Source organism: Streptomyces sp. Q2, from assembly GCF_056820935.1.
In genome coordinates this window covers 1-10,389 of record NZ_JBXEJE010000092.1, presented here as the reverse complement: position 1 = coordinate 10,389, position 10,389 = coordinate 1, and the positions used below count along the sequence as shown (strand labels likewise).

General features: G+C 71.3%; 9 protein-coding genes and 2 pseudogenes. 3 read left to right on the top strand and 8 right to left on the bottom strand.

Annotated features, from left to right (window positions below; genetic code table 11):
* The 3 genes and pseudogenes from ACWBNA_RS47480 to ACWBNA_RS47470 form a co-directional block, all read right to left on the bottom strand.
* Window positions 1-224: pseudogene (locus tag ACWBNA_RS47480) on the bottom strand (hypothetical protein); the annotation flags it as partial.
* Window positions 225-234: 10 nt separating this feature from the next.
* Window positions 235-588 (bottom strand): hypothetical protein, encoded by a 354-nt coding sequence (locus tag ACWBNA_RS47475; protein WP_383873267.1) that lies wholly within the window; start codon window positions 586-588, stop codon window positions 235-237.
* Window positions 575-2,362, bottom strand: coding sequence for a hypothetical protein (locus ACWBNA_RS47470; protein ID WP_482710822.1), 1,788 nt, complete (start codon window positions 2,360-2,362; stop codon window positions 575-577). Before ACWBNA_RS47470 ends, ACWBNA_RS47475 begins: the two co-directional genes overlap by 14 nt.
* 223 nt (window positions 2,363-2,585) lie before the next feature.
* On the opposite strand from ACWBNA_RS47470, the gene ACWBNA_RS47465 reads away from it, so the two are divergent.
* Window positions 2,586-3,506: a GNAT family N-acetyltransferase gene (locus ACWBNA_RS47465; protein ID WP_482710821.1), complete on the top strand. Its 921-nt coding sequence runs from the start codon at window positions 2,586-2,588 to the stop codon at window positions 3,504-3,506.
* Between the two features lie 53 nt (window positions 3,507-3,559).
* Here ACWBNA_RS47465 and ACWBNA_RS47460 read toward each other — a convergent pair whose 3' ends face one another.
* The 5 genes from ACWBNA_RS47460 to ACWBNA_RS47440 form a co-directional block, all read right to left on the bottom strand.
* Window positions 3,560-4,549, bottom strand: coding sequence for a malate dehydrogenase (locus tag ACWBNA_RS47460; RefSeq protein ID WP_482710820.1), 990 nt, complete (start codon window positions 4,547-4,549; stop codon window positions 3,560-3,562).
* A gap of 311 nt (window positions 4,550-4,860) precedes the next feature.
* The gene (locus ACWBNA_RS47455) at window positions 4,861-6,132 is read right to left on the bottom strand and encodes an XRE family transcriptional regulator (RefSeq protein ID WP_482710819.1); all 1,272 of its coding nucleotides are present in this window, start codon (window positions 6,130-6,132) and stop codon (window positions 4,861-4,863) included.
* Window positions 6,133-6,454: 322 nt separating this feature from the next.
* Window positions 6,455-6,937 (bottom strand): helix-turn-helix domain-containing protein, encoded by a 483-nt coding sequence (locus tag ACWBNA_RS47450; protein WP_482710818.1) that lies wholly within the window; start codon window positions 6,935-6,937, stop codon window positions 6,455-6,457.
* Between the two features lie 358 nt (window positions 6,938-7,295).
* Window positions 7,296-7,793, bottom strand: coding sequence for a DUF3017 domain-containing protein (locus ACWBNA_RS47445; RefSeq protein WP_482710823.1), 498 nt, complete (start codon window positions 7,791-7,793; stop codon window positions 7,296-7,298).
* 25 nt (window positions 7,794-7,818) lie between these two features.
* On the bottom strand, window positions 7,819-8,673 hold the full coding sequence (locus ACWBNA_RS47440) for a bifunctional methylenetetrahydrofolate dehydrogenase/methenyltetrahydrofolate cyclohydrolase (RefSeq protein WP_217235127.1): 855 nt from the start codon (window positions 8,671-8,673) through the stop codon (window positions 7,819-7,821).
* A 264-nt stretch (window positions 8,674-8,937) separates the two neighbouring features.
* On the opposite strand from ACWBNA_RS47440, the gene ACWBNA_RS47435 reads away from it, so the two are divergent.
* Window positions 8,938-9,570: an RDD family protein gene (locus ACWBNA_RS47435; RefSeq protein ID WP_482710817.1), complete on the top strand. Its 633-nt coding sequence runs from the start codon at window positions 8,938-8,940 to the stop codon at window positions 9,568-9,570.
* Window positions 9,571-9,710: 140 nt separating this feature from the next.
* Window positions 9,711-10,313: pseudogene (locus ACWBNA_RS47430) on the top strand (FHA domain-containing protein); the annotation flags it as partial.
* Between the last annotated feature and the right edge of the window lie 76 nt (window positions 10,314-10,389).

Here is a 10,389-nt window from a genome sequence, read left to right as displayed (position 1 = left end):
ACGGCCGGACCATCCGCCGCATCGGCCGCCGCCGTGGCCGGACCGTCCCCGGTCTCCGCTGCCGCCGCCCCCGTCGAGGTGTTTGTGGGCCACGCCGGAGCGAACCCCGGCCGGGCCGGTGGTGGCGGCGTCGTCGGCGACGGGAGGCCGGGCCTCGTGCCGTCGTCCTCCTCCCAGCGCTGGGTCTCCTCGTTCCAGTACCGCGTTCCCCCGCTGTCGCTCATCCCGTCCCTCTCACAGCCCCAGGAGACCGGCGACAGCCCCGGCGGACGCGATCAGGCCGACCAGGGCCTGCGAGTCGGTGAGCAGCTGCCGCAGTCGGTCCAGACGAGACGGACCCGCCTGTCCGGTGCGGGTGATCTCGTCCTCGGTCTCGGCGAGTGCCTCGTCCAGGGCGGCCGTCTGTTCGCCGGCCCGTACCCGGGTCAGGTCGGCGCGCAGCTCGCGCACCGCCTTCAAAAGCTCCTCGGCGGCCTGGTCGCGCTGTACGGCCGTGCCGTGGTGGCTCTCGGCGTGCGCGTGGCTGCCGATGGCGAAGGTGCTGTGCGAGACGTCGCCGATGCTGACGTTCGGCTCATCCGTTGCCATCGGTGTGGTTTCCCTTCTGCGGCGCGGCGGCGCCGGTCGTGGTCGAGGAGGACGCGGACGCGTGGCTGCCCACCGCGAAGGTGCTGTCCGCGATCCGGTCGATGTTCACGCCGCCGTTGCTGATGTTGACGATCTTCTGGACGAACTCGCCGGTCTGGTAACCGGAGTCGGCGAGCGCGGCCCGCACGCCGTTGGCGACACGGTCCTGCACGCTTTTGAGGTACCGGGAGACGTCCATCTCCTGGAACAGGGACCCGACGGCCACCGAACCCACCTCGCGCACCGACACGGCCGGCCCCTCGGGCAGCGCGCCCGCGTTGCCGCCGGTGAGCAGCCGCCAGACGTACGCCAGTCCCTTGCCCAGCGGGACCAGGGAGCCGATCGCGGAGCCGGGCACCCGGACCATCGCCCAGGCCCCCTTGCCGAGCGCGCTGTTGTTGCGGAAGCGATGGGCGGTGCGGTCGGCGTTCTTGAAGTCCTCGCGCACCGGCGTCAGCACATGCGGCGCGATCTCCAGCATGAGCATGCGGCCCTGGGTGTGGATGCGTACGAAGACCGTGACGACCAGCTCCTCCTCCCAGCCGCCGACGCGGATCCGCAGGAAGTGCCGGCGCTTCTCGGCGCCCTCCTCGACCGCGCGCGCCCGGTGCTCCTCGAACGCCTGTGGGGTGTACGGCGCCTCCTCGCGCCGCCGCAGCCCCTCCACGGGCAGGAACACGCACTCGTCGATCTCCAGCCGGCGCAGCCGGTCGCGGCCCAGGTTGCCCGCGTACTCGGCGGGCAGGCGCAGTTGTTCGAGCAGGGGCCGGATCTTCTCCAGGACCATGCGGTTGCCGAGCGGCTGCTGCTTCTTCATCTCGTCGGGGCGCAGTTCGACGGCGAGGACCCAGGTCTCGTAGGCCGCGCCGGCGCCGCAGAACGGCCGTGCCTCGTGGTACATGATCAGCGGCGCGTGCTGTTCCAGCCGGATGCGCTCCTTCAGCCGCTGGAAACGCTGCCCCTCGGCCCGCTCGGCGGGGTCGCCGGCGGCGTCCGGGAAGCGCTGCGGGGACAGTTCGGCGGCCATCACCCGGGCGAACTGCCCGCGCTGGGCGGCCAGACACAGCGCGATCAGGGCGAACATCACGAGCGTGGCCCAGGCCCGCCAGGGCTCGACGAAGCTGCCGAGGTCGTCGAAGTCGGGCACCACCGCGTCGGAGAAGCCCGGCGAGTCGGAGAAGTTGTCGCCGTACAGGCCGGTGGAGCCGTACGAGTCGTAGGACGAGCCGTACGCATCGCTGTCGTCCGTGCCGCCGAACGCCGCGACCGTCACGAGGAGCAGCAGGAGCGCGAACATGATGCGCCCCCACCAGCGGAGCAGGAAGGCGGGCACCCGGCGGTACAGCGGTGGCTGCTCTCCGCGTCCCCTGACCCAGCCGGCGACCGCGAGGTACAGGCTGGGCCACAGGAAGATGCCCAGCACACCCCCGGTCAGCGCCGTCCCGATCACCCACAGCCCCAGGATCGCCCCGGCCCACATCAGTTCCTGGCGCCGGGCCCGCAGGGCGTGCGCGAGGACGCGGGCCGCGTCGAAGCCGAGCGAAGGGGCCGCGATCCGCTGCTCGTTGAGATGCAGTTCCTCGATGACCTTGTCGCGGTAACCGGAGTCGAGATAGGTGCCCGCGCACAGCAGCCGGGTCGCCTCGCTGGCGTGCGGCGCGGTGGGAGGCGGTTCGGCCGGCGGTGTGCCGGCAGGTGTCTGATGTGGTTGCTGAGGCACGTACGCGGTGCTCACGCCATTCCCCCGATGCGTGGAAAAACCCTTGCTCATGCTGTTGTTGACAAACCATCAGCATAGAGGGACAGGTGGGGCCGGCGGAACCGGAATGTCACGCCCGGTGTCTCCGCCCTCACTCGTCATGCCCCGCCGGCTTCGGGCCGCCACGGACGTCGGCCTCCGAGCCATGGACCCCCGCGACTCCTTTGACTAAAGTCAAAGAAGTATGAAGCCAGTGTCCATGGAAGACGTGACGGCCCTGCGCCGCTTCAACCGCTACTTCACGCGCCGCATCGGCGTCCTGGACGACCACTATCTCGGCCAGGGCCGTCCGCTCGGTGAGGCCCGGCTGCTGTTCGAGATCCACGAGAGTGCGTCCGGCGCGTCCCTGCGGGAGCTCAGGACGCGGCTCGGGCTGGACGCCGGGTATCTGAGCCGGATGGCGAAGGCCCTGGAGAGACAGGGCCTGGTCCGCACGAGCGTCCACCCTGACGACAGCCGGCTGCGCAGGGTGGAACTGACCCCCGCCGGCCGCACCGAGGTCGAGGAGCAGAATCGCAGGGCGGGCGCCCTCGCCGCCGGCCTGCTCGAAGGCCTCGCCCCCGGCCAGCGGACCGAGCTGACCGGCGCGCTGGCCACCGCGCAGCGCCTGCTGCGGCTGGCCGCCATCACCGTCGCCCTCGTCCCCGGCGCCTCCCCCGACGCCCGCACCTGCCTGGACGCGTACGCCGCCGACATCGACGCCCGCTTCCCGGAGGGCTTCGACCGGTCAGCTCTCGTACGGCCCGAGGAGGTGTCCGGCGATGCCGGCGCCTTCTTCGTCGCGTACGAGGAGAGCCGCCCGGTGGGCTGCGGGGCGCTGCGCCGGCTGGAGCCCGGGGCCGGCGAGATCCGGCACGTGTGGGTGCACCCGGACGCCCGCCGCCTGGGTCTCGCCCGACGGCTGCTCGCCTCGCTGGAGGCCGAGGCCGCCGCCCGCGGCTTCGACGTCGTACGACTGGACACGCACGCGGCGCTCACGGAGGCGCAGACGATGTACCGGGCCTCGGGGTACCGGGAGATCCCCCGCTACGACGACAACGTGTACGCCGCCCACTGGTTCGAGAAGCGTCTCGCCGGGCGGTCACCCGGAAAACGGCACGGGCCCCGTTCCGGTCGATGACGGAACAGGGCCCGTGCGGGGTCCTGACGGGAGGCTCGGTCGAGCCGTCCGGCTCAGATCAGGCCGAGGCCGCGCACCGCTTCGCGCTCCTCCGCCAGCTCCTGCACGGAGGCGTCGATACGGGCGCGGGAGAACTCGTTGATGTCCAGGCCCTGGACGATCTCGTACGTGCCGTCCTTGGTGGTGACCGGGAAGGAGGAGATGAGGCCCTCCGGGACGCCGTAGGAGCCGTCCGACGGGATGCCCATGGAGGTCCAGTCGCCCTCGGCGGTGCCGTTGACCCAGGTGTACACGTGGTCGATGGCGGCGTTGGCGGCGGAGGCCGCGGAGGACGCGCCACGGGCCTCGATGATCGCGGCGCCGCGCTTGGCGACGGTCGGGATGAAGTCCTCGGCCAGCCACTTCTCGTCGCTGACGGCCTCGGCGGCGTTCTTGCCGCCGACCGTGGCGTGGAAGATGTCGGGGTACTGGGTGGCGGAGTGGTTGCCCCAGATGGTCAGGCGCTTGATGTCGGCGACCGTGGAGCCCGTCTTCTTCGCGAGCTGGGTCAGCGCGCGGTTGTGGTCCAGGCGGGTCATCGCGGTGAAGCGCTCGGCCGGTACGTCCGGGGCGGCGGCCTGGGCGATCAGCGCGTTGGTGTTGGCCGGGTTGCCGACGACGAGGACCTTGATGTCGTCCGCGGCGTTGTCGTTGATGGCCTTGCCCTGCGGCTTGAAGATGCCGCCGTTGGCGGAGAGGAGGTCACCGCGCTCCATGCCCTTGGTGCGGGGGCGGGCGCCCACGAGGAGGGCGACGTTGGCGCCGTCGAAGGCGACGTTCGGGTCGTCCGTGATGTCGATGCCCTGGAGGAGCGGGAAGGCGCAGTCGTCCAGCTCCATGGCGGTACCCTCGGCGGCCTTCAGCGCAGGGGTGATCTCCAGGAGTCGCAGCTTGACCGGCACGTCCGCGCCGAGCAGCTGGCCGGAGGCGATGCGGAAGAGCAGGGCGTAACCGATCTGGCCGGCCGCGCCGGTGACGGTGACGTTCACGGGAGTGCGGGTCATGGCGTTCTCCGTATGACAGCTGGCGGTGGGGCGTCCCTGCCCCGGACGTTTGATCGATCTCTTGGCGTCAAGAGAGATCAGCGGTCAGGCTATCGCGCCTCCGGGATCCCGGGCGTCCGGGGCGGTGTGGCCCACCCCACAGAGAGCCTCCCGGACGGGCGTCCACAAGAAGCGGCGGCCGCCCGTCCGGGAGAGGGGGACGAAGGCGGCCGCCGTTCGGGGGGGTTCCGATTGCCGGACTCCCGTGGGGGTAACGTTCGCGTGCCCGCGATCGAGGCGGGCATGCGCGTCCGTCCGGATTCTTTTTCCCGCTACTTCGTGCACCCCTCCTGACCCGAGGCCAGCGTCGCGCAGGCCTCCGCCTCTCCCGCGTCCTTCACGGCCACCATCGGTGTGTAGGCGATCGTGTCCCCGGCCACCGTGATGGTCCCGGTCTGCTCGTCGGCCTTCGCCGCGCTCACCCGCACCTCGTCGCCCTGCACGGCCTGCGTGATGCGCCCCCAGGCCGCGCCACAGGTCTCGCTGTAGCGGACCTCGACGACGGTGCTGCCGACGGTCGCGGTCTTGGCGGTGGTGACGAGGTCACCGCTGCACCCCATGCTCTCCGCGTCCTTGCCCGTACAGGAGTCACCGCTGCACTTCACCCCGGCCGGCAGGTCGGTGTCGGTGCTGACCGACGGCGACGGCGAGGCCGCGACGTCCTCCTTCTTGCCGTCGTCCCCGCCGTTGGTGAGGAAGTACGCGGCCACGATGACCACGAGCACCCCGAAGACGCCCGCGAGGAACATCGTCAGCCGCCGCTTGCCGCCCGACCCGCCGGAGGACTCACCACCCCGACGATGACCCTGCGGCGGGTCGCCGTACGGGCTCGCCGGCGCGGAAGTCCGCGCCGGAGCGTCGGCCGATGCGGATGCGGATGCCGCGCCCGAGGCCGAAGCCGGGGATCCGGCACCGGCACCACGCCCGCCGGTCGGCGCCGGCCGCTCGTACCCCGCCAGTCCCCACGAGTTGCCGCCCGAGGAGGAGCCGGAGGAACTCGAGGACCCGCCGGACGAACCGCCCGGGGACCCGCCCGAAGGACGGACGTCCCGGACGTCGCCCGCCGAGTCCCGGACGTCCGGCGCCGTCGGCTGGGCCGGCACCGACGGGACCACTCCGGCCGGTCCGGCGATGCCGGGCGTGGCCGTGGCGCTGCCGCTCCTGCGGGCCGTCCTGCTGCCCTGGGCGCCCGCCGCGGGCGCGCCGAACTCGCCCAGCGCGGCGCGAGCCTGAGAGATCCGTATGGCCTCCATGGTCATGTCGTGGCGCATCTCCGAGCGGCTCCAGGCGCGCTCGGCGAGCTCCCACATCGTCGTCAGATGAATGGGATTGGTGCCGGTGACCTCGGCCAGGGCGACGATCGCGCCCTTCGGCGCGAGCAGCCGGCCATTGAGATAACGCTCCCAGGACGTCTTGCTGTAACCCGTGCGGTCAGCCACCGCGGCGATGCTCAAGCCGCTGCGGTCCACGAGCCGCCGCAGCTGGCTCGCGAACTCTCTGACCTGCGGATCGAGCTCGTCGGGCAAGGCCCTCCAACGAGGCATTGCTACCCCCCTCTTCCCCCCGGTTGTGCTGGTTGTTCTCCGCTTTTCCCCGTGCGTGGTGCCTCTGCCGAGTCCCGTTGTGGCTACCCACAGGGATGCGCACAGTCAGGATCTCAGTTCCCGGGGTGGGGGCGCACAGGTGCATCGTGGCCGCGGGCATGCACCGTTGCACGCCCACCGGGCAGAGGTCCAGTAAGTCGACGGCAGAAAAGGACACGCTAGCGCCGATGTAGAACCACTTCGTGTCAAATCCGCGAACTTGTCAATACATCGACACGAGTGTCACACACCGGAAATACCGCCTGTCACGCAGGTGTTCGGTTCACCCGAACGCAACGGTGCCGACGACGCCGACCAACAGCGTGAGAAGGAGCAGCAGTACGGCGTACAGCAGCAGTCGCCCTGCCCGTCCGCGACCGCTCTCCTCGGGGGGCGCGTCCCACCACGGCAGCGTGGGGTCGTCCTCGTACTCCTCGCCCCCGCTGCCGCCCGGCCCGCTCCCGTCCGGCCGGGCCGGCACCGTCGCCGGGCGGGGCCACGCCTGGACCGCCAGCTCCCAACGCACCCCGAAACGTTCGGCGTCCGTGCCGTCGAGCTCCGCGATCCGGCACAGCGCGGCGACGGCCTGCCGGGGCGGGGGCTGGGTGGCGTTGAGATAGCGGTGCCAGGACGACTTGCTGTAGGCGGTGCGGGCGCCGAGGGCGACCAGGCTGAGTCCCGTGCGGTCCTTCAGGAGCCGCAACTGTTCCACGAAGTGCCGCACCTCCGGCGGCAGATCGTCCGGCAACGGCTGCCAGGCACCCATCGGCCACCTCCCCTCGGGACCCCGATCCTGAGCAGGTGACGACGTCACAGGGCTGATCGGTTCCCGTGCCCGGCCCCACTGTCGCAAGGCCAGGACACCGTGGCGGAACGGTCACTTCCGTGCCACAGCGCACGGACAGCCATTGAACAGCCGGTTCACCGTGCAGGAGTGTGGTGCGCGGCGGCGGCCCGTCCTTGCTCGGGGGAGGGGACGGGCCGCCGCCGTACGCCACCGGTCAGCTGCTGACCGTGAGATGCAGCGTGTCCTTCAGGAACGGGATCACCAGCCAGGGGTTCGGCTGCACCATCATCGCCAGNTGGGGGGGGGGTGGGGCGGGCCCGCCGCCGTACGCCACCGGTCAGCTGCTGACCGTGAGATGCAGCGTGTCCTTCAGGAACGGGATCACCAGCCAGGGGTTCGGCTGCACCATCATCGCCAGCAGGACGATCACGAGGCCGAGCACGCCGTACGTGACGATGTCGGTGAAGCGGGACCGCACCGCGAGCATGCCGACGTCCGGCAGCAGCCAGCGCAGCGCACCGCCGGCCAGCAGTGCGACGCCGAGCAGCAGGATGCCGACGCGGAACAGGTCGAAGGCGGTCAGCAGCAGTCCGAGCCCGGCCATCGCCAGCACGACGAGGACCGGCCACTGCCGGGCGGGCGCCGGGGCGTCGCTCGGCGCGGCCCGGCCGCCGCCCTCGGGACGCGCGGTGTCCCGTGTGAACAGGGGGAAGCGGCGGGTCGTCCGGCGCGGCTTCCCGTCGGCGTCGGGAGCGCTGACGGGGTCGCGCACCTCGATCTCGTCGGGGCCTTCGGCCTTCTCGACGGTGCCCTCGGGCTTCTCGGCGGTGCCCATGTCACCGGCCTTGCCGGTCGTGCCCTCAGCCGACACTGCGCTCCGCCGCCTCGACCACGTTGACGAGCAGCTGCGCGCGGGTCATCGGGCCGACGCCGCCGGGGTTCGGGGAGATCCAGGCGGCCACCTCGGCGACGTCCGGGTGGACGTCCCCGACGATCTTGCCCTCGGCGCTGCGCGAGACGCCGACGTCGAGGACGGCGGCGCCCGGCTTGACGTCCTCGGCGCGGATCAGGTGGGCGGAACCGGCCGCGGCGACGATGATGTCGGCGCGCTTCAGGTGGGCCGACAGGTCACGCGTACCGGTGTGGCACTGGGTCACCGTGGCGTTCTCGCTGCGGCGCGTGAGCAGCAGCGGCATCGGCCGGCCGATGGTCACGCCCCGGCCGACGACCACGACCTCGGCACCCTTGATCTCCACGCCGTAGCGGCGCAGGAGGGTCAGGACGCCGTTCGGGGTGCAGGGCAGCGGGGCGGGCTCGTTGAGGACGAGGCGGCCGAGGTTCATCGGGTGCAGGCCGTCGGCGTCCTTGTCCGGGTCCATGAGCTCCAGGATCCGGTTCTCGTCGATGCCCTTGGGCAGGGGCAGCTGGACGATGTAGCCGGTGCAGGCGGGGTCCTCGTTCAGTTCGCGAACGGCCGCCTCGATCTCCTCCTGGGTCGCCGTGGCGGGCAGTTCACGCTGGATCGAGGCGATGCCGACCTGGGCACAGTCGCGATGCTTGCCTGCGACGTACTTCTGGCTGCCGGGGTCTTCCCCCACGAGGATCGTGCCGAGGCCGGGCGTGACCCCCTTCTCCTTCAGGGCCGCCACGCGGACGGTCAGGTCGGACTTGATCGCGGCTGCGGTGGCCTTGCCATCGAGAATCTGGGCGGTCATGCCCCCATCCTCGCGGATGACCCGGCCCCGGTTCCAATCCGGGTGCCAGCGGACAGCACGGCCCCCGTCCGCCCGTATCCCGCCATGATCAGCGATGTTGCACTTGCACAACACATACGGAATGCGGCTGGACAACAACTCGCCGCCCTAGAACGATGTGTGGCGCAGTTCGCGGTTGTTGTTCGGGGGGCAAACCGCTCAGTTCATGACGTTCCTCCGCGCAGTCCGCATTGTCCCCAGCTTGCGCAACGGAGGAATCCCGCCATGAGTTTCGGCTCGCCCAACAACCCCTACGGTCAGCCGCAGAATCCTCAGAACCCCCAGCAGCCGCAGCAGCCGCAGCAGCCGGGTTACGGCTACCCCCAGCAGGGCCAGCAGCAGCCCTACGGCTACCCGCAGCAGGCCCCGCAGGGCGTGCCGCCGCAGCAGGGTTACGGCTATCCGCAGGCGCCGCAGGCCCCGGCCGGTTACGGCTACCCGCAGCAGCCGGGCTACGGCATGGCGCCGTCCTACGCGAACTGGGGCCAGCGCTTCCTCGGCACCCTGGTGGACGGCCTCGTCCTCATGGTCCCGTACGTCCTCGTGGCCATCGATGTCAGCGCCCAGACCGGGTTCCTGTCGATCATCGGCTTCCTCGGCGTCATCGGCATCGCGATCTGGATGCTGATCCAGGAGGGCCGCACCGGCCAGACGCTCGGCAAGAAGGCGCTCGGCATCCGCCTCGTGCGGGAGAGCGACGGCCAGCCCCTCGGCGTCGGCATGGCCTTCGTCCGCCGTATCGCGCACTTCCTGGACAGCCTGGCGTGCTACCTCGGCTGGCTGTGGCCGGCGTGGGACGCCAAGCGTCAGACGTTCGCAGACAAGGTCTGCTCGTCCATCGTGATCCGCTCGAACTGAGCACCGGTTCACCACATCTCACGGCGGATCGCCACGACGCCTTCTCGCCATCCTTCGCCCGGGGCCGTGTCACGTCGTGACACGGCCCCGGGGCGTCGCCCACCCTGACTCGTAGACATGCGGGGACGGGGAGACGCACCGTGTACAGCATCATCGTGGTACCTCCGCCGACCACGGAGGACGAGCCGGACCGCGCGCAACTGCGGCTGGCACCGGGCGAGCGGCTGGCCTTCGGCCGTTCCGCGTCCGACAACGACCTGATCGTTCCGCACGACGGGGTGTCCCGCAGGGCGGGCGCGATCACCGCGCAGGGCACCTTCTGGACCCTGAGCAACCTCAGCGCCCACCAGACGTACGTCGTGGAGAACCCGGAGGGCGCGGGCGAGCACATCAAGGTCGGGCCGGGCCGCCTGGAGGCGCCCGTACCGTTCGAGTTCTCGCGGATCGTGCTGCCCGCGGCGGGCGACCTGCTCACCTTCGACGTCTGGGCACCGCGCCACGACCATCTGCGCGCCGAGGCCGGACTCGACGGCGACACCACCGCGCCCGCCTTCTCCGTCGACCGCACCAAGCGCTACTTCGCCGTGCTGGCCGCCCTGTGCGAACCCCGCCTGCGCGGCGAACCGCACGCGCCGCTGCCCACGGTCGACCAGGTCGTGGACCGGCTGCGCCCCGGCTGGCCGGCCGCCTCCCGCACCTCCGTCCAGTGGAACATCGACTACCTGGCCGTGAAACTGCGCGTCAACTTGACCCGGCCCTGAAGGGCCGGGCTTGGAGGTAGTGCCCGGCTGGCTGCTGGGGTGGACTCCTCCGTCCAGA

What these genes read in the sequence shown, in the direction of transcription:
- ACWBNA_RS47450 (WP_482710818.1), bottom strand. Translation starts at nt 6,937, where the DNA reads ATGGGTGCCTGGCAGCCGTTGCCGGACGATCTGCCGCCGGAGGTGCGG.
- ACWBNA_RS47455 (WP_482710819.1), bottom strand. Translation starts at nt 6,132, where the DNA reads ATGCCTCGTTGGAGGGCCTTGCCCGACGAGCTCGATCCGCAGGTCAGA.
- ACWBNA_RS47435 (WP_482710817.1), top strand. Translation starts at nt 8,938, where the DNA reads ATGAGTTTCGGCTCGCCCAACAACCCCTACGGTCAGCCGCAGAATCCT.
- ACWBNA_RS47440 (WP_217235127.1), bottom strand. Translation starts at nt 8,673, where the DNA reads ATGACCGCCCAGATTCTCGATGGCAAGGCCACCGCAGCCGCGATCAAG.
- ACWBNA_RS47465 (WP_482710821.1), top strand. Translation starts at nt 2,586, where the DNA reads ATGGAAGACGTGACGGCCCTGCGCCGCTTCAACCGCTACTTCACGCGC.
- ACWBNA_RS47460 (WP_482710820.1), bottom strand. Translation starts at nt 4,549, where the DNA reads ATGACCCGCACTCCCGTGAACGTCACCGTCACCGGCGCGGCCGGCCAG.
- ACWBNA_RS47445 (WP_482710823.1), bottom strand. Translation starts at nt 7,793, where the DNA reads ATGGGCACCGCCGAGAAGCCCGAGGGCACCGTCGAGAAGGCCGAAGGC.
- ACWBNA_RS47475 (WP_383873267.1), bottom strand. Translation starts at nt 588, where the DNA reads ATGGCAACGGATGAGCCGAACGTCAGCATCGGCGACGTCTCGCACAGC.